This window comes from Streptococcus mitis (assembly GCF_047460035.1).
GTDB classification, from domain to species: domain Bacteria; phylum Bacillota; class Bacilli; order Lactobacillales; family Streptococcaceae; genus Streptococcus; species Streptococcus mitis_DW.
This window is the reverse complement of the sequence record NZ_JASHHB010000009.1, coordinates 21,804-46,049: the sequence shown is the minus strand read 5'-3', so window position 1 is coordinate 46,049 and position 24,246 is coordinate 21,804. Positions and strand designations below refer to the sequence as shown.

Annotated in this window: 25 protein-coding genes and 3 pseudogenes; 24 read left to right on the top strand and 4 right to left on the bottom strand. The window is 38.5% G+C overall.

Going from position 1 to position 24,246, the window contains the following annotated elements; all coding sequences use genetic code 11:
* Positions 1–22 precede the first annotated feature (22 nt).
* The 5 genes from miaA to QM956_RS08355 are packed head-to-tail and all read left to right on the top strand — an operon-like array spanning position 23 to position 4,474.
* Positions 23–907, top strand: a complete 885-nt coding sequence (miaA, locus tag QM956_RS08375) for a tRNA (adenosine(37)-N6)-dimethylallyltransferase MiaA (protein ID WP_261011559.1) — start codon at positions 23–25, stop codon at positions 905–907.
* The gene (gene hflX / locus QM956_RS08370; RefSeq protein WP_414302420.1) at positions 900–2,138 is read left to right on the top strand and encodes a GTPase HflX; all 1,239 of its coding nucleotides are present in this window, start codon (positions 900–902) and stop codon (positions 2,136–2,138) included. The genes miaA and hflX overlap by 8 nt, the downstream gene beginning before the upstream one ends.
* A complete protein-coding gene (locus QM956_RS08365) occupies positions 2,131–2,754 on the top strand; it encodes a cystathionine beta-lyase (RefSeq protein ID WP_261087555.1) in 624 nt (207 codons plus the stop codon). The genes hflX and QM956_RS08365 overlap by 8 nt, the downstream gene beginning before the upstream one ends.
* A gap of 14 nt (positions 2,755–2,768) precedes the next feature.
* Positions 2,769–3,698, top strand: a complete 930-nt coding sequence (gene rnz, locus QM956_RS08360) for a ribonuclease Z (protein ID WP_261125936.1) — start codon at positions 2,769–2,771, stop codon at positions 3,696–3,698.
* Positions 3,699–3,718: 20 nt separating this feature from the next.
* The gene (locus QM956_RS08355) at positions 3,719–4,474 is read left to right on the top strand and encodes an SDR family NAD(P)-dependent oxidoreductase (protein WP_414302419.1); all 756 of its coding nucleotides are present in this window, start codon (positions 3,719–3,721) and stop codon (positions 4,472–4,474) included.
* Positions 4,475–4,512: 38 nt separating this feature from the next.
* Here QM956_RS08355 and QM956_RS08350 read toward each other — a convergent pair whose 3' ends face one another.
* A complete protein-coding gene (locus QM956_RS08350) occupies positions 4,513–5,418 on the bottom strand; it encodes a helix-turn-helix domain-containing protein (RefSeq protein WP_261015937.1) in 906 nt (301 codons plus the stop codon).
* Positions 5,419–5,792: 374 nt separating this feature from the next.
* Here QM956_RS08350 and QM956_RS08345 point away from each other — a divergent pair.
* From QM956_RS08345 to QM956_RS08330, 4 genes and pseudogenes are all read left to right on the top strand, one after another.
* Positions 5,793–6,764, top strand: a pseudogene (locus QM956_RS08345) (choline-binding protein C).
* Positions 6,765–6,795: 31 nt separating this feature from the next.
* Positions 6,796–7,386 (top strand): hypothetical protein, encoded by a 591-nt coding sequence (locus tag QM956_RS08340; RefSeq protein WP_084926674.1) that lies wholly within the window; start codon positions 6,796–6,798, stop codon positions 7,384–7,386.
* A 73-nt stretch (positions 7,387–7,459) separates the two neighbouring features.
* Positions 7,460–7,876, top strand: a complete 417-nt coding sequence (locus tag QM956_RS08335; RefSeq protein WP_414302418.1) for a hypothetical protein — start codon at positions 7,460–7,462, stop codon at positions 7,874–7,876.
* A gap of 319 nt (positions 7,877–8,195) precedes the next feature.
* Entirely contained in the window at positions 8,196–8,777 is a 582-nt protein-coding gene (locus tag QM956_RS08330) for a hypothetical protein (RefSeq protein WP_141230323.1), read from the top strand.
* On the opposite strand, the gene QM956_RS08325 is transcribed toward QM956_RS08330, so the two are convergent.
* Positions 8,755–8,946, bottom strand: coding sequence for a replication initiation factor domain-containing protein (locus QM956_RS08325; protein WP_157724736.1), 192 nt, complete (start codon positions 8,944–8,946; stop codon positions 8,755–8,757). The genes QM956_RS08330 and QM956_RS08325 overlap by 23 nt on opposite strands.
* Positions 8,947–9,197: 251 nt before the next feature.
* Between QM956_RS08325 and QM956_RS08320 the strand changes: the two genes are divergently transcribed.
* Positions 9,198–9,674, top strand: coding sequence for a hypothetical protein (locus QM956_RS08320; RefSeq protein WP_227325600.1), 477 nt, complete (start codon positions 9,198–9,200; stop codon positions 9,672–9,674).
* 32 nt (positions 9,675–9,706) lie between these two features.
* Positions 9,707–10,903 carry a hypothetical protein gene (locus tag QM956_RS08315; RefSeq protein WP_414302417.1) on the top strand — a complete coding sequence of 399 codons (1,197 nt, stop codon included), beginning with the start codon at positions 9,707–9,709 and terminating at the stop codon, positions 10,901–10,903.
* Between the two features lie 130 nt (positions 10,904–11,033).
* Here QM956_RS08315 and QM956_RS08310 read toward each other — a convergent pair whose 3' ends face one another.
* Entirely contained in the window at positions 11,034–11,942 is a 909-nt protein-coding gene (locus QM956_RS08310; protein WP_125454748.1) for a LysR family transcriptional regulator, read from the bottom strand.
* A 63-nt stretch (positions 11,943–12,005) separates the two neighbouring features.
* Here QM956_RS08310 and QM956_RS08305 point away from each other — a divergent pair, with 63 nt between their 5' ends.
* The 3 genes from QM956_RS08305 to QM956_RS08295 all read left to right on the top strand — a co-directional run bounded on the left by QM956_RS08305 (position 12,006) and on the right by QM956_RS08295 (position 12,971).
* On the top strand, positions 12,006–12,275 hold the full coding sequence (locus tag QM956_RS08305) for a YqgQ family protein (protein WP_020901947.1): 270 nt from the start codon (positions 12,006–12,008) through the stop codon (positions 12,273–12,275).
* Positions 12,275–12,655, top strand: a complete 381-nt coding sequence (locus tag QM956_RS08300; protein ID WP_000259256.1) for a rhodanese-like domain-containing protein — start codon at positions 12,275–12,277, stop codon at positions 12,653–12,655. The genes QM956_RS08305 and QM956_RS08300 overlap by 1 nt, the downstream gene beginning before the upstream one ends.
* Positions 12,656–12,743: 88 nt before the next feature.
* Positions 12,744–12,971, top strand: a complete 228-nt coding sequence (locus QM956_RS08295; RefSeq protein WP_000660077.1) for a hypothetical protein — start codon at positions 12,744–12,746, stop codon at positions 12,969–12,971.
* 39 nt (positions 12,972–13,010) lie between these two features.
* Here the strand turns inward: QM956_RS08295 and QM956_RS08290 are convergent, their stop codons facing one another.
* Positions 13,011–13,736, bottom strand: coding sequence for a pseudouridine synthase (locus QM956_RS08290; protein WP_414302416.1), 726 nt, complete (start codon positions 13,734–13,736; stop codon positions 13,011–13,013).
* A 161-nt stretch (positions 13,737–13,897) separates the two neighbouring features.
* Here QM956_RS08290 and typA point away from each other — a divergent pair, with 161 nt between their 5' ends.
* From typA to QM956_RS08240, 10 genes and pseudogenes are all read left to right on the top strand, one after another.
* The gene (gene typA, locus QM956_RS08285) at positions 13,898–15,739 is read left to right on the top strand and encodes a translational GTPase TypA (RefSeq protein ID WP_000164111.1); all 1,842 of its coding nucleotides are present in this window, start codon (positions 13,898–13,900) and stop codon (positions 15,737–15,739) included.
* Positions 15,740–15,758: 19 nt separating this feature from the next.
* Positions 15,759–16,013 (top strand): DUF3165 family protein, encoded by a 255-nt coding sequence (locus QM956_RS08280; protein WP_000262671.1) that lies wholly within the window; start codon positions 15,759–15,761, stop codon positions 16,011–16,013.
* Between the two features lie 370 nt (positions 16,014–16,383).
* Entirely contained in the window at positions 16,384–18,420 is a 2,037-nt protein-coding gene (locus QM956_RS08275; RefSeq protein ID WP_414302415.1) for a bacteriocin-associated integral membrane family protein, read from the top strand.
* Between the two features lies 1 nt (position 18,421).
* The gene (locus QM956_RS08270; RefSeq protein WP_033689067.1) at positions 18,422–19,063 is read left to right on the top strand and encodes an ABC transporter ATP-binding protein; all 642 of its coding nucleotides are present in this window, start codon (positions 18,422–18,424) and stop codon (positions 19,061–19,063) included.
* 103 nt (positions 19,064–19,166) lie between these two features.
* Entirely contained in the window at positions 19,167–20,519 is a 1,353-nt protein-coding gene (gene murD / locus QM956_RS08265) for a UDP-N-acetylmuramoyl-L-alanine--D-glutamate ligase (protein WP_414302414.1), read from the top strand.
* Between the two features lies 1 nt (position 20,520).
* Positions 20,521–21,579, top strand: a complete 1,059-nt coding sequence (locus tag QM956_RS08260) for a UDP-N-acetylglucosamine--N-acetylmuramyl-(pentapeptide) pyrophosphoryl-undecaprenol N-acetylglucosamine transferase (protein ID WP_414302413.1) — start codon at positions 20,521–20,523, stop codon at positions 21,577–21,579.
* A gap of 9 nt (positions 21,580–21,588) precedes the next feature.
* Complete coding sequence (locus QM956_RS08255; protein WP_414302412.1) at positions 21,589–22,842, top strand: cell division protein FtsQ/DivIB; 1,254 nt, start codon at positions 21,589–21,591, stop codon at positions 22,840–22,842.
* Between the two features lie 37 nt (positions 22,843–22,879).
* Positions 22,880–23,029: pseudogene (locus QM956_RS08250) on the top strand (DnaD domain protein); the annotation flags it as partial.
* A 75-nt stretch (positions 23,030–23,104) separates the two neighbouring features.
* Positions 23,105–23,221 (top strand): annotated as a pseudogene (locus tag QM956_RS08245) (DNA helicase); the annotation flags it as partial.
* 276 nt (positions 23,222–23,497) lie between these two features.
* A complete protein-coding gene (locus QM956_RS08240; protein ID WP_261071206.1) occupies positions 23,498–24,109 on the top strand; it encodes an Ltp family lipoprotein in 612 nt (203 codons plus the stop codon).
* Positions 24,110–24,246: the final 137 nt, after the last annotated feature.

Below are 24,246 nucleotides of genomic sequence, written 5' to 3'. Positions count from 1 at the left end.
GGGAATTTTTCAAGGAAAAAAGATGAAAACAAAAATAATTGTGATCGTTGGACCGACTGCTGTTGGAAAAACAGCCCTTGCCATTGAAGTTGCAAAGCGTTTTAATGGCGAAGTGGTTAGCGGTGATAGTCAGCAGGTTTACCGAGGTCTAGATATTGGGACGGCTAAAGCTAGTCCAGAAGAACAGGCAGCTGTTCCCCATCATTTAATTGATGTTAGAGAGGTAACCGAGTCTTACTCGGCTTTTGATTTTGTTTCAGAAGCTAAGATGGTGATTGAGGATATTCACAGCCGTGGCAAGCTAGCCATTATCGCTGGTGGTACTGGACTTTATATCCAGAGTTTACTTGAAGGATACCATCTAGGTGGGGAGACTCCCCATGAGGAGATTCTAGCTTATCGAGCTAGTTTGGAGCCATATTCAGATGAGGAATTATCCCATCTTGTGAAGCAAGCAGGCCTTGAGATTCCTCAGTTTAATCGTCGTCGTGCTATGCGTGCCTTGGAAATAGCCCATTTTGGTCAGGATTTAGAAAATCAAGAGACCTTGTATGAACCATTGATTATCTGCTTGGATGATGAACGTAGTCAGCTTTATGAACGTATCAACCACCGAGTTGATTTGATGTTTGAAGCTGGACTTATAGACGAAGCTAAGTGGCTGTTTGACCATTATCCTGATGTACAGGCTGCTAAAGGGATTGGTTACAAGGAACTCTTTCCTTATTTCCGTGGCGAGCAAACTCTTGAGGAAGCGAGTGAGAGTCTTAAACAGGCGACCCGTCGTTTTGCCAAGCGTCAGTTGACCTGGTTCCGTAATCGCATGCAGGTCACCTTTTATCAGATTGGAGAGTCTGGTGTGCAGGAGCGTATTTTTAGCCAGATTGAGGAGTTTTTAGATGATTGAAACAGAGAAAAAAGAGGAACGCGTCCTTCTCATCGGTGTGGAATTACAGGGCATGGACAATTTTGACCTCTCCATGGAAGAGTTGGCCAGTCTGGCTAAGACAGCTGGGGCAGTCGTCGTTGATAGCTACAGACAAAAACGTGAAAAATATGATTCCAAGACCTTCGTCGGCTCTGGTAAGTTAGAAGAAATTGCGCTCATGGTGGATGCAGAAGAAATTACCACTGTCATCGTCAACAATCGTTTAACTCCACGGCAAAATGTCAATCTAGAGGAAGTTCTGGGTGTTAAGGTCATTGACCGTATGCAGTTGATTCTGGATATCTTTGCCATGCGAGCTCGAAGCCATGAAGGGAAGCTCCAAGTTCACCTAGCCCAGCTCAAATATCTCTTGCCTCGCTTGGTTGGCCAGGGAATTATGCTCAGTCGTCAGGCAGGGGGAATTGGTTCCCGTGGACCTGGTGAAAGCCAGCTGGAGCTGAACCGTCGTAGTGTTCGCAATCAAATCACGGATATCGAGCGCCAGCTCAAGGTGGTTGAAAAAAATCGGGCGACAGTCAGAGAAAAACGTTTGGAGTCAAGCACCTTTAAGATTGGTTTGATTGGTTATACCAATGCTGGGAAGTCAACTATCATGAACACCTTGACCAGTAAGACCCAGTATGAAGCGGACGAGCTCTTTGCGACTCTAGATGCGACGACTAAGAGTATCCATCTGGTGGGAAATCTCCAAGTAACTTTGACAGATACCGTGGGCTTTATCCAAGATTTACCGACAGAGTTGGTGTCCAGTTTCAAGTCAACCTTGGAAGAAAGCAAGCATGTGGATCTTCTGGTTCATGTGATCGATGCCAGCAATCCTTACCACGAGGAGCATGAAAAAACAGTCCTGTCTATCATGAAAGACTTGGATATGGAGGATATTCCTCGTCTGACACTTTATAATAAAGCGGATTTGGTGGAGGATTTTACTCCTACCCAAACCCCTTATGCTCTTATTTCAGCTAAGGCTGAGGATAGTCGTGAGAACTTGCAGGCACTATTTTTAGAGAAAATCAAGGATATTTTTGAATCTTTTACTCTGCGCGTGCCTTTTTCTAAGTCCTACAAGATTCACGATTTAGAAAGTGTTGCGATTCTTGAAGAACGTGATTATCAGGAGGACGGCGAAGTGATTACAGGCTACATTTCCGAGAAAAATAAATGGAGGTTAGAGGAATTTTATGACTGATATTAAAACGTTGGCTCTAAAATATGGGGGCTATACAAGTCTGGACAAGCTCTATCTGGATCAGCTTCTAGCTGGCAAGACAGAGCAGGAGCAGTTGGCACTGATTACTCCTCCGCCAAGTGTGGTCAATGCCTATTTTGCAGAACTCTACCAGAAAAAGAGTCCTGAGGCTGCGACGGATTATTTTGCGGAACTCAGTCAGGAACTGAATCTTTACAATACTGAGCCGAGTTTCACCCTAGAAAATAAGCCTTTTATTCGTCTGAATCTATCTGGTAAATCCTTTGGTTTTTGTTATGAGAGTGAGGGTCTGGGTAGAATTTTCTCTGAAAATGAAGAGAAAATTTCAGATGACTTACTCTTTGAAATTGCGCAAATTTTTCCCTATCAGCTAGTCTTTGAGGAGTCTGGCAAGATTTACATGAAGGCTGTAGGGGACGAGGAAGTTATTAGCGTGGAGAGTCTTACAGCTTTGACTGATTTGGAAAACTTGGCTGATGGTCGTAAACGTCTCAAAGGCTACAGCCAAGAGGATTTACTGCAAGAAGCTGCTGCTTTTTCTGGCAAGCGCTATTTCCGATCGGAAAACCGCACTGCTATGTTATATATTGATTAATTAGAAAGTATCGAATGGATATTCAATTTTTAGGAACGGGGGCTGGTCAGCCCTCTAAAGCCCGCAATGTTTCAAGTCTCGCCCTGAAGCTCTTGGACGAGATTAACGAAGTCTGGCTCTTTGACTGTGGAGAAGGAACGCAAAATCGCATTCTGGAAACAACGATTCGACCACGCAAGGTTAGCAAAATCTTTATCACTCACTTGCACGGAGACCACATTTTTGGCTTGCCAGGTTTCCTTTCTAGCCGTGCCTTTCAAGCCAATGAAGAGCAGACAGATTTGGAAATCTATGGACCGCAAGGGATTAAGTCCTTTGTCTTAACCAGCCTTCGTGTGTCAGGTTCGCGCCTGCCTTACCGTATTCATTTTCATGAGTTTGACCAAGATTCTCTAGGAAAAATCCTTGAGACCGATAAATTCACGGTGTATGCAGAGGAGCTGGATCATACTATTTTCTGTGTTGGCTATCGTGTCATGCAAAAGGACTTAGAAGGGACCTTGGATGCTGAAAAACTCAAGGCAGCTGGTGTCCCATTTGGCCCGCTTTTTGGAAAAATCAAAAATGGTCAGGATGTTGTTCTAGAAGATGGAACTGAAATCAAGGCAGCTGACTATATCTCAGCTCCCCGTCCAGGTAAGATTATCACTATTCTTGGAGATACTCGAAAAACCAATGCTAGTGTGCGTCTGGCTGTCAATGCTGATGTCCTAGTCCATGAGTCCACTTATGGCAAGGGTGATGAAAAAATTGCCCGCAACCATGGTCACTCAACCAATATGCAGGCAGCGGAGGTCGCAGTAGAAGCAGGTGCAAAACGCCTCTTGCTCAACCATATAAGTGCCCGTTTCCTCTCAAAAGATATCAGCAAGCTCAAGAAAGATGCGGCAACTGTTTTTGAAAATGTCCATGTGGTCAAAGACTTGGAAGAAGTGGAAATCTAACAGATTGAGAAAGGATAAGTATGCCTACTATTCTCATTACTGGAGCTAGCGGTGGCCTAGCACAAGAGATGGTCAAACTCCTGCCAAATGACCAACTCATCTTACTTGGTCGAAATAAGGAAAAATTAGCCCAACTCTACGGAAATCATCCACAAGCAGAATTGATTGAAATCGATATTACCGATGATTCAGCCTTAGAAACTCTGCTAGCAGACCTCTATCTCCGCTATGGCAAGATTGATGTTTTGATAAACAACGCTGGTTACGGGATCTTTGAGGAATTTGACCAGATTTCTGACCAAGATATTCACCAGATGTTTGAGGTCAATACCTTTGCCCTGATGAATCTATCTCGTCTCCTTGCGGCCCGTATGAAGGAAAGTAGAAAAGGCCATATCATCAATATTGTTAGCATGGCAGGTTTGATCGCTACTGGCAAGTCTAGTCTCTACTCAGCGACCAAGTTTGCGGCCATTGGTTTTTCAAATGCTCTGCGCCTCGAACTCATGCCCTATGGAGTCTATGTGACAACAGTCAATCCAGGACCAATCCGAACAGGATTTTTTGACCAAGCGGACCCAGATGGGACTTATCTTAAGTCGGTTGACCGTTTCCTGCTAGAACCAGATACAGTGGCTAAAAAGATTGTTAAGATTATAGGTAAAAATAAACGAGAACTCAATCTCCCTATGTTGTTGAACCTAGCCCATAAGTTTTACACCCTCTTTCCCAAACTAGCAGATAAGTTGGCAGGGGAAACTTTTAATTATAAATAAAAAAAGTTGTTCCTAACATGGAGCAACTTTTTTGACGATTAGAACAAATCAATACCTGTCTTATTTAATGCGTGGCAGTGATAGGTGAAGGCATTGATAAAATTAGAGTAGTATTGCTGATCAATAAATTTTGCGCTTTGAAGATAATTAAATAGATTTTTCGCTAAAGGAATAGCCTCAGGTTTATTCCATCTAAATTGATTGTAAACATGTTCAACTTCTAGGAACATGAGTGGAATAGCCAGATAGCCTCGTTCGAAGGTCTGAAGTGATTTAATTTTTTTAATAATATCATCAGCCTTTTGATAGTAGCCCAATTCAGAGAAGTATTTTGCAGAGAAAGTAAGAGCATTTAAAATACGTATGTAGGTGTCAGTATTAGCACTTTCTTTGTACATAAGTAGTAATTGTTTGGTCATATGGTCAATGAGTTCCATCGGGCAATGATTGACGATAACACGATAAATTTCAAGTTCGATACTATTAAAGACATCCGATTTCATTAAATGCTTGATAATGTTTTGAATTCTGGCAACGGTTTCTGGACTCTTTGATATGGTTGGATAATGTCTTAATTTAATAGATTTAAAAATCATTTCTGCTTGAAGTGGATTGTCTTTTAGATAGACATGAAATAATTTTTCGTATTCTTCAATGTAAGTGAGGATATCTTCTTCATGGACCACATGCTTGCCAAATTCAATAGCAGGTAATTCTAAGCAGTCTCCACCTTTATTTGCATAGGCGAGAACAAAATCATTCCATTCAACTCCGATAACAATTAAAAGTTTGGCAAAGTTTTCAAGTGAAATTCCTTTTTCTCCTTTTTCAAATTGACTTAGGAACTGTGGTGATACGATATCTGAGGCGGCTTCCTTTAGGCTGAGTCCTCGTGCTTCGCGCAGGTACTTAAATGTAGCTCCAAATGGGTATAGATTTTCCATAAATAATCTCCTTACATACTTCTAAGACTATTATACAAAAATTTAGAGAAAAAAATGGAGAAAGAAAACTATAGTTACAAAATACTAGAATTCTATGCTATTTTTTATTTTTATGAACAAGATTGAAACTATAGTTTAAATAGCGAAAAATTTAAATATCTATTATGGTATGATAAGGTAAAGAATAGCTAAAAAGGAAGCTTGTTATACTAGTATAACAAGGATTGACTTACCACTCAATCCTATTCTATCAGCTATCAAAGGAGAAAATGACATGAGAAGAACTTAAAGGATTGACACTAGAAAAATATCATATTTACTTTCATAGTTATCATAAAATTTTTGAAACATAGAAATATATAAGGAGTTTTGTTATGAGAAACAGAAAAATGTTGGCCTCTTCTTTACTAGCCGGTGCTTTATTGTCAATAGGTTATGTAGCCTCTAAACCGACAACGGTTCATTCCTTAACAGATATGAGTGTCAAGGATACTCAGAATCCCTTGAAAATCACTTTGATACAGACAGGAGAAATAACTATACTTTCGGTTGACCTTCAAAGAAGTTCTACAACTAATGATAATACATATCTTGATTTTGATCTAGTTAATGAAGATACTGGAGAACTTGCTTCTTCACACACTTTTGGAAGATTTGGAGGAAGTAATAGGATAAGACAGGGAATTAATATACTCCCAGTAAAAGATGGGAACTACCATCTAGATATCTACAGTTCAGATGATTTTGGAAAACGTTACTTTGGACGTTCAGAAGTTTTTAAAATCTCTGGATATAAATACTATCCGATTAAGAAGGTAGAGACACCAACAGCTACTGAAACTCCAAAACAATCTACTAACTCTAACTCTAACTCAGCTCAGACTGGCTGGTCAGGTTCTTCTTACTACAAAGCTGGTGTGAAAGTAGTTAATCAATGGATTTTTGATGTTCAGTACAATTCTTACTTCTACCTAAATGCGTCAGGTAACTATGTTTAGAATGCTTGGTCAGGCAATTACTACCTCAAATCAGGTGGTTACATGGCTAAGAGTGAGTGGATTTACGATAAAAACTATAGTTCATACTATTATCTAACATCAGAAGGTAGCTATGCCCGTAACACTTGGGTAGGTAGCTATTACCTCAAATCAAATGGTAAAATGGCTAAGAGCGAGTGGGTCTATGATAGCAGCTACCAATCTTATTATTACCTAACTTCTGAGGGTAGCTATGCTCGTAATACATGGATAGGTGACTACTATCTCAAGTCAAATGGTAAGATGGCAGTCAACGAACGGACCCCAGATGGCTACAAAGTAGATGGCTCAGGTAAGTGGGTTAAATAAATTTTTTTGAACTGGGAGAATAGAGAAAATAATGGAAAAACATGAAAACCAAATGAACGAAGAGATAATCGTAGAAAAAGTCGAAGATACTGAAGAAGTGACCGTAGAAAAAGTCGATGAGACTACGGAAAGAATGGAAGAATCAATTAATGAAGTAGTTACAGAGAAGCCTGATAGAGTAGAAGCACTCAAAAAAGAGGCGTCAATTTTTGTAGATAAAGCTGGAAAACAAATCGAAAATCTAGATATGAATGGTCTCATTGAAAAAATTAAAAAATTATTTGAAACAAAACCTCTACAATCTATCGGAATTAGCCTAGCTATCTTTCTTGTTCTGTTCTTTGGAGTTCGTAAATTAACTAGTGATCCATTAGATGGAACTTATGAAATTTTAACAAAACGTGATCATTTAGTCATGGTGATTAAAGGAAATTCTGGGACCGTCATCTCTGAAGATTCAGACGGAGACAAAGAAAAAAGATTAGTGAAAATTGATAAACAAAAGAAAGTATTGACAATCACAGACGATGAAGGTAGAGAAATAGGGAAAACAAAATATATGTTAAAAGATAAAGAACTCTATCTTCAAGAGCCAAATCAAACCTTTAGCAGAGTAAAATAGACTACACATTAACAGCCTAAGCCAGTACCTTAAAAGCTACTGGCTTAGGAAATTGTATAAAAGGAGAATATGAATGAAATTCAAAAAATTAATAACTTTAGCTAGTTTGGTTGGCCTAATTACTTTCTTATTGCCTGTTGTTACATCAGGTAATCAATCACTAGCTCCGGTAAGTGAGTACGTAGTTGATTATCTAAATGCGCCTTCCCAATTTATGGTATTTATTGTTTGGTACGGTGCATTTGTAATCACTTTATTATTATCTTTATTTATAGTAAATAGAAGAGTAATAGCAATTATTCAGTCACTTGTCATTATTTTATTAAGTGCATTTAGTTTGTTTATTCATTTTACATTCTTGAATGAAATAGTTGGTAGAGCACAATTAGGTTACGGAGCTATTCTATATTTTATCTGTGTTTTAATAAATATTTTTGCGGCAATAATGATTATAAAAGGTGCTAAAGCTACTAATAAACGGATTGATTAAATAACTTCTTTTCAGTAGTAGTTGGGATGGATGTACTAATAATAGCAGGTTTTTTAGTAAAATAGAAAAAAGATGGAGAATGAAGTGGAAGAGAAATCAGTATTATTAGAAAGTAATTCATCTAACAAAATAGAGAAAATGATGAGGCAAAGATATGCAGATATCCAATTTTTAGCAAATCATCTATAATCGTGATACTAAACTAATAGAAACATCTAAAAAATGGTGGAAATTTTGGAAATAATAAAAAATCATAACAATATTTGTACAATACCTGTTATACTTTTATGGAAAAATAAATAATATTTAGGAGTCTCTTATGAAAAAAAGAAATACTTTACTTATCTTAGGCGCACTACTTTCTAGTGTCGGTTTAGCAGCTTGTTCATCATCTATGAATACAAAAGGAAAAGGTATCACTCAATTAATGAACGACAATCAAGAGAGAGTTTTCTATAATGTGGATGATTCTAATAACGATAACCTGCCTGGAAAAGATGAAAAAATAAACTACATCTATATCACAAAAAGCGGAAAACTGAAAGGGTACTATATAGATGAAAAACTTACAATGGATGAGGTTGTGGGAAAAAACATCAATGAAATTAAAAAGTTAGCTGAAGAAAACTCTAAAGAAAATTATGAAAACGATAAAGTTACAGCTAGCGTACTAACAAATGGGAATAACACTAAACAAGAACTTATAAAAATGGATCCGACATATTATAATGCTTACACATCTCTGACCAGTGGACAAATCCGTGATAAATACTATGCCGGTTATGTTTCATATCGTTCAGGCCCATCTTCTGCAAATCTACTCATCACCGAAGTTTCTAAAGGAAATGTAATAGATTTTGATAAAGCAGATGGTAAAATTATAGAAGAAACACACCAATAAACAAATTAAGTATCAAATAAAATTCTTTGATGACATTGTAGCTCTTCTTAGATGAACGATAATCACCAGATTTTAATTTACGTTCTATCTTTTCAAAATCAACAACAGCATTATAATCATCCAACGCCAAATCCAAACGAGTTATTTTAGCTTTTAAATCTAATAACAATTTAAAAAAACTATTTCAGTCACTATCAATCTTTTAAGCTAAATCTGTGCATCACTGACCTGTCCAAACATAATTCCTAGACATCGATGAATTCATCATTTTATAGATTTATTCCATGTTTTCTTGACGATAAGAAACCTAGACTGTTTTTATAAACTTCTATTTTAGGTAAGATTTGGTATCCTAAATGGGTTGATTTCATTAATACTCTAATTGATGATGATAATAAACAACTCATTAAAAATTCAGGTATGAGAAAGTCTGATTATAATAGACAGATTAAACGTGAACAAGAAATTAAGGAAGAGCAACAGCAGTGTGAAATAGAGATGCAAGAAGCTGCAGGAGCTCTAGTGGCTTTTGGTAGTGGATGGTATCCCAAAGATTATTATTTCATAGAAGCTATAGAGTTTTTTATCGGAGCTTTAGAAAATTTCAAAGCTGATAATATGAAGGAACTAGTAAATTTATATGATGATACAAAGTATAAAGAATTACAGTTGAACTATCAGAAAGAAATGCTACAGTTACAAAGGGAACAATATATTGATACTAAGAAAATGCTTCAAGCATTAAGATACAACAATTATGTTCAAACTTTGCAATTACAGCAGTTAGATGGAATCCGTAGAAATACAGAAGAAGCAGTTGATTACTTGAGAAATTTACGTGTTCAAGAAAATCATTATCACACACATAACCATTACCATCAAAATAATATTTATTAATTTATATAGGTGAAATTAAAATTAGAAATAATATGAAGAAAATTATAAAAATAATTACCTGTTTGGGTTTGTTTTGCGGCTTGTTTTCACTAGTGGATTCAGCACAAGCTGATAGTACTGACTACAATCAACTATTGCCACAAATTGCTGAGAAGTGGGAGAGCAAACATCTATTTGAAAATAATGCTAATAGACTTGGTTACGCTTTGAAAGACATTGATAGAAATGGGACTGATGAATTATTAATTGGTCTTACTAATGGTGAAAAATGGGAACTGTTTGAAGTATATTATATGAATGGTAATACCCCAACTCCCTTATTTGATAGATTTTGGGATATAAGTCTCAGGATGGGGACAGTTATTAATACCTACACAGATGGCAGTATTATAGTGTTCGAAAGTTCTCCAGGGATTATGTCATATAGATTGTTCCAACTTTCTAAAGAAAATAAGGAGCCAACGTTAATTAAAAAAGGTGAATTTAGAGCAGGAGAAGGTGACTTAGATGACTTAAACCTTGACTCTAAAACAAAGATAGATACCTCAACTATTGAATATACTTCCTTAAATCTCCCAATCATTGGAGATAATATGGATCCGAATCCTCCTATGCCCAAGTCCCTTGTCGATGCCAAAATTGGAGATGAAATTCCTTTGCCCTCTGAGTTAGTAGGTATTTGGATTAATAAAGAGCCAAATAATGGTACTAAGCCTGGTAGAGCTTCATCGCTTATTCTAGGAGAGGACGGAAGCTTCACTGGAACATTTAAAGATGGAGATATTAGAGGGAAGTTATCTCGTCTTAAAAAAGTGAGTGAGAATGGATTTATTGTCTTAAAAGAGGATCAGGAAAATGATTTTTTCTCTTTCAGTGTTGGTTTAGGTGGAGGTTTGCCTCCTGGTCATCGACTCGAACATGGTATGGTGCTAGAAGGGCGAACTTTATATAATGTATTGTGGGTAGTAAAAGAAGGGGAGGAAGACTATTCTAAACCTTCCAAGCTAGTAACTTTTGTAAATCCAACTTATGGTCCTAAGAAAATTGAGAAAAAAGCAGAACAGGAAGTAGCGAAACAAGACGATATAGTGGCAGAATCAACTCAAGACAGTAGTGAGGAGACAAAGCCAGAACAAAAACTATTTGGAAAAATCCCAGTATTTGGACTGGTTGTGGGAGCTGGACTTGTCCTTGTTTTAATCCTTTCTATATTTTGGTTTAAAAAATAAAATTTTATAAAATACTCTTGATTTATTATTAGAGAAAAAACCTCAAGAATTAGGGTTGAAAGCTAGTTCTTGAGGTTTTTAAGTTATTCGATTTAGAGGTATTTTCATACTCAATGAAACTCAAAGAGTATTAACTATCAAACTGGACTTCTTCTAGGAGATAGTCGATAAAGCGTTCGCCCATCTTAGACAGGCTTGTTTTTTCATGCTGGATATAGACCAGTTCAATTGGGTCATCAATATCCAGTGGGATGGAAACGATATTGTCTCCGTTGAGGTTGCTGTTCAAAATACCTGTTGCAATGGTATAACCATCCAAACCAATCAAGAGATTAAAGAGGGTAGCACGGTCGCTGACTACGATGGATTTCTTGTGGTGTTCTTGGGAAAGAATCTCTTCTGAAAAGTAGAAGGAGTTGTGCGTCCCTTGGTCATAGCTGAGATAAGGGAAGTTTTCCAAGTCTTCTAGTTTGACCTTGTCTTTTTTTGCCAGAGGATTGGTCTTGCTGACAAAGATATGCGGTTGCGCTGTGAAGAGATGGTGAGCCAGTAGGTGATTGTCATCCAGCATCTTAGTTAAAACATCACGGTTGTAGCTGTTTAAAAATAGGACACCGACCTCACTACGGAAGTTCTTGACATCGTCGATAATTTCCCAAGTCCGAGTTTCACGAAGGAAGAGCTCGTATTTCTCCATATCGCTTTTCTTGAGCAAAGAGACAAAGGCATTGACCACAAAGGCATAGTGTTGAGACGAAACGCTAAAGAGTTCGCGGTGGGCGACAGGATTTTTATAACGTTCCTCCAGAAGCTGGGTCTGCTCGACAACCTGACGGGCATAAGAGAGAAACTCCATCCCATCACGGGTCAAGGTGATACCCTTAGGATTGCGGATAAAGATTTCAATCCCCATTTCATTTTCCAAATCTCTCACAGCATTGGAAAGACTGGGTTGGGTGATAAAGAGTTGCTTGGCTGCCTCATTCATGGAGCCAGTTTCGACGATTTTGATAATATAATGTAATTGTTGAATTCTCATGTTTTTATTGTACCACACTTGCGTCAGAATCGCCAAAGAAGATAGGAAAATCAGGGGCATTGTGTGATTCTCTTCTTGAAAAAAACACAAAATTTTGCTAGAATGAGTCTTATGAAAACATTCTATGATGTGCAGCAATTCCTCAAACGATTTGGTATTATTGTTTACATGGGAAAACGCTTATATGATATTGAACTGATGAAGTTGGAACTCTCTCGGATTTACGATGCAGGGTTGATGGACAAATTGGACTATCTAGAGGCAGAAGCAGTTCTTCGCAGAGAGCACAAGGTAGAATTGGATTATATTGAGAAAAATGGAGAAAAGAACTAATGGTTACTTGGATTTTGTGGGCACTTATACTAGCAATGTTGGCGTGGATGGGCTTTAACTATCTTCGTATTCGCCGTGCGGCTAAAATTGTAGACAATGAGGAGTTTGAAGCCTTGATTCGTACGGGTCAATTGATTGATTTGCGCGACCCAGCAGAATTCCACAGAAAACATATCCTTGGTGCACGCAATATTCCTTCAAGTCAGTTGAAAACTAGTCTTGCAGCTCTTCGTAAGGATAAACCTGTCCTTCTTTACGAAAACCAACGTGCGCAACGGGTTACAAATGCAGCCCTTTATTTGAAAAAACAAGGTTTTTCTGAGATTTATATCCTTTCTTATGGATTGGATTCTTGGAAAGGGAAAGTGAAGACTAGCTAACCTTATTTCCAAATTAGTCGAATGATAGGATGAAGCTATTGTTTTATAGTATAATTAATTTGTATAAAATTTAAGGAGTTCTTAGAACATGAAAGAAAAGAAGAAAAATCCACTTTTTGTGGGTATTTTGTCGATTATTCTTGGTTTGTTATTTCCAATTGTAGGCCTGATTTTGGGGATCATAGGATTGGTCTTGGCTTTTTCATACCAAAAAGAATCTAGACTAGACTATAAAACAGAAAAAATTCTCAACATCGTAGGACTTGTGGTTTCTGTACTTAACTGGATTGTAGCCGTCGCAGTATTTTTTAGATGAGCAATGAACAAAAAGCTTTAAACATAAAGCTTTTTTGTTTTATCCACTTTTTTCTAAATAGTTTTTAATGATTTCCAATTCCTCTGGATTCAAAGGACGGTAATGGCCTTCTGTTAGTTCTGTGTCTAATGTAAAATCACCGAATTGAACTCGTTTGAGGGAGGTTACTTTGACACCAACCGAGAGGAACATTTTTTTTACCTGATGAAATTTCCCCTCTGAAATGGTAATAGAGGCTTGACTGAAGGAAGGACTTGCAGATAGAATCTCTAGTCTTGCGGGTTTACAGACAGTACCATCTAAAAAGACAATTCCCTTTTGAAAGGCTTGGATATGGTCAGGTGTCAGAAGTCCATTAACCTCAACTCGATAAGTCTTATCGACATGATATTGGGGATGGAGGAGCTGAAAGCCCAAGGGTCCGTTATCGGTCACGAGGAGGAGTCCTGTCGTATCTCGGTCCAGTCGGCCGACGGCATAGAGCTTGTCAGACTGGATGTCAGGCGAAAGGAGGTCCATGATGGTTGGAAGTTCCCTGTCTTTATTGGCTGTAACGACACCAGCAGGTTTATGAAGCATAAGGTAGGTGTGCTCATAGCCTTGAACGATTTGTCCTTGAAAAAGGAGTTCTTGTAGACCTGTATCGATATTTTGGGCTAGGGAGCGGGCAGGGCAACCATCGACTAGAATTTCTCCTCTGAGTAAGGCTTGTTTCATGGCCTTTCGGCTGATTTTTTCTTGGGCTAATAAATTATCTAAACGCATACTGTGCCTATCTTATCATAAGTAGCTTGCTTTGAAAAGGCTTGACGTGAAAAGAAAAGCAGAGTGAAAACATTTACACTTGCTTGAGTTATGTTATTTACCTGAAATTATGGTATAATCGTTCAGTTAGAAAATAAATTTTGAATATTATAGAGGAAATCATGACAAAATTAAGAGAAGATATCCGTAACATTGCGATTATCGCCCACGTTGACCACGGTAAAACAACCCTCGTTGACGAATTATTGAAACAATCAGAAACGCTTGATGCACGTACTGAATTGGCAGAGCGTGCTATGGACTCAAACGATATCGAAAAAGAGCGTGGAATCACCATTCTTGCTAAAAATACAGCCGTTGCCTACAACGGAACTCGTATCAACATCATGGACACACCAGGACACGCGGACTTCGGTGGAGAAGTTGAGCGTATCATGAAAATGGTTGACGGTGTTGTCTTGGTCGTAGATGCCTACGAAGGAACAATGCCACAGACTCGTTTCGTATTGAAAAAAGCCTTGGAACAAGATCTTGTTCCAATCGTGGTTGTTAACAAAATCGATAAGCCATCAGCTCGTCCAGCAGAAGTAGTGGACGAAGTCTTGGAACTTTTCATCGAGCTTGGTGCAGATGATGACCAGCTTGACTTCCCAGTGGTGTATGCTTCAGCGATCAACGGAACTTCTTCATTGTCAGATGATCCAGCTGACCAAGAAGCTACTATGGCACCAATCTTTGACACGATTATCGACCATATTCCAGCTCCAGTAGACAACTCAGATGAGCCTTTGCAGTTCCAAGTATCACTTTTGGACTACAATGACTTCGTTGGCCGTATCGGTATCGGTCGTGTCTTCCGTGGTACTGTTAAAGTTGGGGACCAAGTTACCCTTTCTAAACTTGATGGCACAACTAAAAACTTCCGTGTTACAAAACTCTTTGGTTTCTTTGGTTTGGAACGTCGTGAAATCCAAGAAGCAAAAGCAGGTGACTTGATTGCCGTTTCAGGTATGGAAGATATCTTTGTCGGTGAAACTATTACTCCGACAGACGCAGTTGAAGCTCTTCCAATCCTACACATCGATGAGCCAACTCTTCAAATGACTTTCTTGGTCAACAACTCACCATTTGCTGGTAAAGAAGGTAAATGGGTGACTTCTCGTAAGGTGGAAGAACGCTTGCAGGCAGAATTGCAAACAGACGTTTCCCTTCGTGTTGACCCAACTGATTCACCAGACAAATGGACTGTTTCAGGACGTGGAGAATTGCACTTGTCAATCCTTATCGAGACAATGCGTCGTGAGGGATATGAACTTCAAGTATCTCGTCCAGAGGTTATCGTAAAAGAAATCGACGGTGTTAAATGCGAACCATTTGAACGTGTACAAATCGACACTCCAGAAGAATACCAAGGGTCTGTTATCCAAAGCCTTTCTGAACGTAAGGGTGAAATGTTGGATATGATTTCAACTGGTAATGGTCAAACTCGCTTGGTCTTCCTTGTTCCTGCGCGTGGTTTGATTGGATACTCAACTGAGTTCTTGTCAATGACTCGTGGTTACGGTATCATGAACCATACCTTCGACCAATACTTGCCATTGATTCCAGGTGAAATTGGTGGTCGTCACCGTGGTGCCCTTGTTTCTATCGATGCTGGTAAGGCTACAACTTACTCAATCATGTCTATCGAAGAACGAGGTACGATCTTTGTCAACCCAGGTACTGAGGTTTATGAAGGAATGATCATCGGTGAAAACTCTCGTGAAAATGACTTGACAGTTAACATCACTAAGGCGAAACAAATGACTAACGTTCGTTCAGCTACTAAGGACCAAACAGCTGTTATCAAGACACCTCGTATCTTGACCCTTGAAGAGTCTCTTGAGTTCTTGAACGACGATGAGTACATGGAAGTAACGCCTGAGTCTATCCGTTTGCGTAAACAAATCCTTAACAAGGCAGAGCGTGAGAAAGCTAACAAGAAGAAAAAATCAGCTGAATAAGAGCTAGAAAGAGATAAAGATGGTTTATTTAATCATAGGACTCCTCTTATTACTACTCTATGTATTTGCGACACCAGAAAGCATTAAAGGGACAGTCAATATCGTCCTTGTCGTCTTTGCTTTCGTAGCACTCTTGATTTTACTCATGCTGTCTGTTCTGCAAATCTTTCAGCTACCGACAGAATTTTTTATCGCAATCGCCATGCTCTTCCTAGCATACTTTAGCTTGCGAGATATTACCCTCATGTCGGTCCATAAAAGTAAAAGAAGATAAAAAGAGAGTTTTGGCTCTCTTTTTTTTGTAGAAATTTTACAATAGTTTGAATTGCCTTTTACTATAACATCATCTCTTTTGCTTGTAAAGTATGAATGGGAAAAACTTGAATAAAATTCGTTACTGACATTTATTTTTAAGGGAACTGTAAAATTCTATTACTAATAATATTTTGGTAAAAGATGTTGATAGATTATATAGAAAGTGATATACTTAAGTCATAAGAAATCGTTTTCAAAACGAGGAAGGATTAAATTTGTTGTCTTGGTGCTCAGGGTGTAATGGATTAAACTAGGAAAATAATTCTAAGAATTTATAAAACATAAAATCTTTGTTCTATAGGGTTATTCTCTTATACAAGGAGTCTACTATGAAGAAACTATTCATATTATTATCAACTTTTTTTCTCAGCTTCTTCCTTGCTTGGATTATTGTCTTACGTGCTCCACAATATTTATTTGCAAGCTATGATTCCGTCTCCTTACTTCGTGTCAAAAAGGATACTCAGGAACCGACGCGTGAGGTATTTGAACAGGAATTGGAGAATTTTGCAAACTCAGAACAGAGTTTAATAGCTAGAAGAATCGTAGAGCCGAGTAAGGATGGGACGACTCACTTTACTTATGCAACTTATGGTCAGGGAACTTTACCAAAAGAATTCCAAGAAGCTAGCCAAGAAAGTCGTGAACGTAGTGATCCGCTAAATAGTTATCTCCTTTTATCAGGCTCCCTGACGAAAGAAAAGCTTGCCGATAAATTAGGAGATTTGGGTTATAAAGCAATTGCTGACCGAAAGATACCGCCCTATTTTCTTGCTTTTCAAATATTACTAAATCCCCTTATTTTAATTAGTTTAGCAATATTTGGCTTATCTTTCTTTGCTCTAGTGATTATCACTCGGATTAAGGAAATGAGAGCTGCAGGTATAAAACTCTTTTCTGGTCAGACTCTCTTATCCATCATGGGGCATTCTTTATCTACTGATATCAAATGGCTCCTTCTATCAGCCCTCCTTTCCTTCCTAGGTGGGGGAGTCGTTCTTTTTAGTCAAGGTTTGTTTTATCCTATCTTGTTAGCTACCTATGGTTTTGGGATTAGTTTCTATCTTTTGTTTTTATTGGGGATTTCAATTTTACTAATGCTCCTTTACCTAATGAGTTTGAGTTATAAAGCATTAGTTCCCGTTATTAAGGGAAGATTACCCCTTAAACGCTTGATGGCTTTAACCCTATTGTGTCAGTTAGTAGCTGTTTTTACAGTAGGCTACGCTGTTAAGACAGGTTTGACGTCTTACCAACGATTGAAAGAACTTGAAATTTCAAAACAAGCATGGCAGGACAGAGCAGACTATTACCAGATTTTCTTTGGCTTAGGTGATAGAGTAAAAGATACAGAAAATCAGAATAAGTGGTATGCCTTTGCCAAGGAAGCAATCGAAGAAGAACAGGCTCTATTTGTAAAAGATAATCTCATTCATTTTGCAAATCCACAAGGAAAAAATGAACAAGGAAAAAATGAACAAGGAGAGACACTGGATACCTATAGTCCAGATGCTAATACGCTCTATGTTAGTCCCAGTTATTTGGAGAAGGAAAATGTTACTGTAAATGATGATACTAGACAGAAACTAGCCCATCTTCAAAAAGGTGAATTTGGACTCTTATTACCAGAATCTCTTCGTTCACAGGAAGCAGAACTTAAGAAAGCTTTTGAAGAAAGATTGAGTTATTATGGAAAATCTGGTGAGGAGGCAAGTGCTCCTTTAGAGTATGAAATGAGAGCGATTGTTAGTTATCTTCCAACTGGAGAAAAGCGGTTTGTTTATAATAACGGTGAGAATCCCGTAACCACTCAGTATTTGACTGATCCGATTTTAGTGGTATTCACGCCGACTTCTACAGGTGATAGTTTTACATCCTTATCTAGTTGGTCTATCAATGCTGGTAATAATATCTTTGTCAAAGGATATGAAGATGGGATTAAACTCTTGAAAAATGCAGGAATTTATGCTCAAGTCTCCTACCTCAAGGAAAGACGAAGTGTTTACCTCGCACGTTACTATGAGGTTCAAACAGAAACTCTAACCCTTATTTTAGGAGCTATTGTTGGGATAGCTAGTTCCTTGTTACTCTTTTATTCTGTCAATCTTCTATATTTCGAGCAATTCCGTCGAGACATCTTGATTAAACGAATTTCAGGTTTACGATTTTTTGAAACACATGCTCAGTATATGGTTAGCCAATTTGCCAGTTTTGTATTTGGTGCTAGTTTCTTTATTTTAAGCAGTCGAGACTTGGTGATTGGCTTGCTCACTTTATTAGTCTTTCTAGCTAGTGCAGTTTTGACGCTTTACCGTCAAGCTCATAAAGAATCTCGTGTTTCTATGACAATTATGAAAGGAAAATAGGATGATTGAACTAAAGAATATATCTAAAAAGTTTGGAAACCGTCAGCTATTTTCAGATACGAATCTTCATTTTGAAGGTGGGAAAATTTATGCCTTAATCGGTACAAGTGGCTGCGGTAAGACAACACTCTTGAATATGATTGGACGATTAGAGCCATATGACAAAGGGCAAATCATCTATGATGGTACCTCTCTTAAGGACATCAAGCCTTCTGTTTTCTTTAGAGATTACTTAGGATACTTATTTCAAGATTTTGGCTTAATTGAAAGTCAAACCGTCAAAGAGAATCTCAATCTGGGTTTAGTTGGTAAAAAGTTGAAAGAAAAAGAGAAAATCTCTTTGATGAAACAAGCTCTAAACCGTGTAAACCTCTCTTATTTAGATTTAAAGCAACCTATCTTTGAATTATCAGGAGGAGAAGCACAACGTGTTGCACTAGCGAAGATAATTTTAAAGGATCCACCTTTGATTCTGGCAGATGAACCAACCGCTTCACTAGACCCCAAAAACTCTGAGGAATTACTTTCCATCCTAGAATCTTTAAAAAATCCGAATCGGACCATTATTATTGCGACCCACAATCCTCTGATTTGGGAGCAAGTGGACCAAGTCATTCGAGTTACCGATTTATCACATAGATGATAAGGTAAAATTCAGTTAGAAGAAAGAGTCACAAACACACTTTGTGGCTTTTTTATTTCCATAAAAATGGTAAAATAGTAAGAGTAGAAATGGAGTTCGAGACATGAAAGTAATAGATCAATTTAAAAATAAGAAAGTCCTTGTTTTAGGTTTGGCCAAGTCTGGTGAATCTGCAGCTCGTTTGTTGGATAAGCTGGGTGCCATTGTGACAGTAAATGACGGGAAACCATTCGAGGACAATCCAGCTGCCCAAAGTTTGTTGGAAGAAGGGATCAAGGTCATCACAGGCGGTCATCCTTTGGAACTCTTGGATGAAGAGTTCGCCCTTATGGTGAAAAATCCAGGTATCCCCTACAGTAATCCCATGATTGAAAAGGCTTTGGCCAAGGGAATTCCAGTCTTGACCGAGGTGGAATTGGCTTATTTGATTTCTGAAGCACCGATTGTTGGTATTACTGGTTCGAACGGTAAAACAACCACAACGACGATGATTGGGGAAGTTTTGACTGCTGCTGGGCAACATGGTCTTTTATCAGGGAATATCGGCTATCCAGCTAGTCAAGTGGCCCAAACTGCGTCAGATAAGGACACGCTTGTCATGGAACTTTCTTCTTTCCAACTGATGGGCGTTCAAGAATTCCATCCTGAGATTGTGGTTATTACCAACCTCATGCCAACTCATATCGATTATCATGGTTCTTTTGAGGAATATGTAGCAGCCAAGTGGAATATCCAGAACAAGATGACAGCGTCTGATTTCCTTGTCTTGAACTTTAACCAAGACTTGGCAAAAGAATTGGCAAGAAAAACACAAGCTACAGTTGTACCATTCTCAACACAGGAAAAGGTTGATGGAGCTTATTTGGAAGATGGTCAGCTCTACTTCCGTGGGGAAGTGGTCATGGCAGCGAATGAAATCGGAGTTCCAGGTAGCCACAATGTGGAAAATGCCCTTGCGACGATTGCTGTAGCCAAGCTTCGTGGTGTGGACAACCAAACCATCAAAGAAACTCTTTCAGCCTTTGGAGGTGTCAAACACCGTCTCCAATTTGTGGATGAAATCAAGGGTGTCAAATTCTATAATGATAGTAAATCAACCAATATCTTGGCAACTCAAAAAGCCTTGTCAGGATTTGACAACAGCAAGGTCATTTTGATTGCAGGTGGTTTGGACCGTGGCAATGAGTTTGACGAATTGGTACCAGACATTACTGGACTTAAGAAGATGGTCATCCTAGGTCAGTCTGCAGAACGTGTCAAACGGGCAGCAGACAAGGCTGGTGTGGCATATGTGGATGCGACTGACATTGCAGATGCGGCCCGCAAAGCCTATGAACTTGCGACTCAAGGAGATGTAGTCCTTCTCAGTCCTGCTAATGCTAGCTGGGATATGTATGCTAACTTTGAAGTACGTGGCGACCTATTTATCGACACAGTAGCGGAGTTAAAGGAATAATATGAAAAAAATTGTCTTTACAGGTGGGGGGACGGTTGGACACGTGACCCTCAACCTTTTGTTGATGCCCAAGTTCATCGAAGATGGCTGGGAAGTCCACTATATCGGGGACAAGCGTGGTATCGAACACCAAGAAATCCTCAAGTCGGGTCTAGATGTCACCTTCCATTCCATTGCGACTGGAAAATTGCGTCGTTATTTCTCTTGGCAAAATATGCTGGACGTCTTTAAAGTTGGCTGGGGAATTGTCCAATCTCTCTTTATTATGTTGCGACTTCGTCCACAAGCACTTTTTTCAAAGGGAGGCTTTGTCTCTGTGCCACCTGTTATCGCAGCACGTGTTTCAGGAGTGCCTGTCTTTATTCACGAATCTGACCTATCTATGGGCTTGGCCAATAAAATTGCTTATAAATTTGCGACTAAGATGTATTCAACCTTTGAGCAAGATTCAAGTTTGTCTAAGGTCGAGCATGTGGGAGCAGTGACCAAGGTTTCAGACCAAAAAAGTCCAGAACCAGATGAATTGGTAGATATTCAAACCCACTTTAATCCCAAATTGCCAACAGTATTGTTTGTTGGTGGTTCTGCAGGCGCTCGTGTCTTTAACCAATTGGTGACAGACCATAAGAAAGAACTGACAGAGCGCTACAATATTATCAATTTAACTGGAGATTCTAGCCTGAATGAGTTGAGCCAAAATCTCTTTCGTGTTGACTATGTGACCAATCTCTATCAACCCTTGATGGAATTGGCTGATATTGTTGTGACACGTGGTGGTGCCAATACGATTTTTGAGCTTTTGGCCATGGCAAAATTACATGTTATTGTGCCACTTGGTCGTGAAGCTAGTCGTGGAGACCAGATTGAAAATGCAGCTTACTTTGTAAAAAAAGGCTATGCAGAAGAGCTTCAAGAAAGCGATTTGACCTTGGATAGTTTGGGAGAGAAGCTTTCTCACTTACTAAGTCACAAGGAAGATTACCAAGCTAAGATGAAGGCTTCAAAGGAATTGAAATCTCTTGCAGATTTTTATCAATTATTGAAAAAAGATTTATCATAAGGAAAGTAAATGTCAAAAGATAAGAAAAATGAGGGCAAAGAAATCCTCGAAGAATTTAAAGAGTTATCAGAATGGCAGAAACGAAACCAAGAATACCTAAAAAAGAAGGCTGAAGAAGAGGCGGCCCTAGCTGAGGAGAAGGAAAAGGAAAGACAAGCTCGAATGGCTTCAAAATCTGAAAAATCAGATGAAACTGAAGACAAAGAGAGTGAGTCTGAACCAAAAGATTCAGAATCAGATAAGGAAGACGCTAAGGAAAAAGTAGAAAAATCAGAAGACGCCAAAAAAGAAGTAGCCAAAGAAGAACCAAAATCCAAAGAGCCAAAGAAACAGAATAAACAGGATAAAAAAATAGAGAAAAAGACTGTAAAGGAAAAACCGGTCAAACCGAAAATTCCAGGAGTTCATATCTGGCGGGCTATCTCGATTTTGTTTCTCAGTCTGCTTTTATTGCTTGCCTCTGTTTACTTGCTCAGTCCTTATGCGACTATGAAGGATATTCGTGTTGAGGGAACAGTGCAAACTACAGCTGATGATATTCGACAGGCTTCAGGCATTCAGGATTCGGATTATACGATTAACCTTCTGCTAGACAAGGCAAAATATGAAGAGCAGATCAAGTCTAACTATTGGGTTGAATCAGCTCAGCTTGTCTATCAATTTCCAACCAAGTTTACAATCAAGGTCAAGGAATATGATATTGTGGCCTACTATGTTTCTGGAGAAAGTCATTATCCAATCCTTTCAAGCGGTCAGCTCGAGACCAGTTCGGTCAGTTTGGTCAGTCTGCCAGAAACTTATATATCAGTTCTCTTTAATGACAGCGAACAAATCAAGACCTTTACGTCAGAACTTGCTCAAATTAGTCCAGAACTCAAGGCGGCTATCCAGAAGGTGGAATTAGCCCCAAGCAAGGTCACATCAGATCTAATTCGATTGACCATGAATGATTCGGACGAAATCTTGGTTCCCCTTTCTGAAATGAGTAAGAAACTGCCATATTACAGTAAGATTAAGCCTCAATTGTCAGAACCGAGTGTGATTGACATGGAAGCTGGGATATACAGCTATACTGTGGCGGATAAATTAATTATGGAGGCTGAGGAAAAAGCCAAACAAGAGGCTAAGGAAGCTGAGAAGAAACAGAAAGAGGAAGAGAAGAAAAGGCTGGAAGAACAGCAGAATAAATTGGAAGAAGAGAAGAAAAAATTGGAGGAAGAGAGCAATCGAAACCAAACAAGTCAGCGTTCATCGCGTCGCTAGGGTTTACATTTCTCTCATAGTTCTTTAGTAAGCTTTTATAGAACTTTCCAAGTTTTTTGATAGAAGTGAAGCCCTAAAAGTTCTTGAACTTGCTGACGAGATAAAGAAAGCTAAAAAAGCTAGATCTTTCAACTACACTTTGAAAATTTTGCGAGAGTGGGCAGAAAATGACATAAGGACAGCAGGACAAGCAGAAGCGTTTTATAAAGCCAATTATAATGATATCCCAGAAAAATCTACCAAACCAAGAAAACCAAAAGAAAGCAAGTCCAACGTGCCTACGTGGAGCAATCCAAACTACGTGAATGAAACAGACGAGGAAACTTGTTTAGAATTAGAACGTAAAAAGCAAGAGTTGCTTGCGAAACTTGATAGGGGCATGAATAAGATGATACTAGTAAAGATAGCAGGAACTACAGTTTTTCCTAATTTAGTAGCTTTGCTTTTTATCACTTTGTACTATACTGACGCACTTTTTAGCATGGCTATAGCCACTTTATGGACTGTTGCCTATGGCGTAAATCTTTATAAAGATACTATAAGCAAGCCGTAGACTACGGATAATAATTGCATTTTCAAAATTAGTATTATAAAATTAAATTACTTATTATGTGCAACTCCTGAACCACAAAAAAAGCTGATAGGAAGAAGAAAAATGAAGAAGATTTTAAAAATCGTAGGTATTGTTTTTGCAGTTTTAGTAGTTATTGGAATCTTTGCTCCAAAACCTGATAAAAAGGACTCTACTGCAACAGAAGCAAAAACTGAAAAGAAAGAAGAAGCTAAGTCTGAAGAGAAACCAAAAGAGGAAAAGAAAGAAGACAAGAATGTTTCTGCTGAATTTAAGAACGCAGTGAAAAAAGCGCAGTCTTATGACAAAACGATTGGTCTTTCAAAAGAAGGTATGAGAACCCAACTTGTAGATTTCGAGAAGTTCCCTGAAGATGCTGCTGATTATGCAGTAGAAAACGCAGGAATTGACTGGAAAAAAGCAGCGGTAGGAAAAGCTAAAAACTATGACAAAACTGTCCACCTATCAAAAGAAGGCATGAAAGACCAACTTACAAGCTTTGAAAAATTCACTGATGAAGAAGCTCAATATGCAGTAGATAATGCAGGAATCGACTGGAAGAAAGCAGCAGTAGAGAAAGCTAAAAACTACCAAAGTACTTTGGGCATGTCAAAAGATAGTCTTAAAGATCAACTTACAAACTTTGAAAAATTCACTGATGAAGAAGCTCAATATGCAGTAGATAACGTACAATAATAAAAAGAGGGTTCCCCCTCTTTTTTTGTATAGAGAAGGCTGATTTTGCGTTTTTTCATGCAGAAAAGACGTATTTTTGATGCTGAGACGACGATCCTGGGAACTTTTCAGATAATTTTTTGACCTATCTATCACTA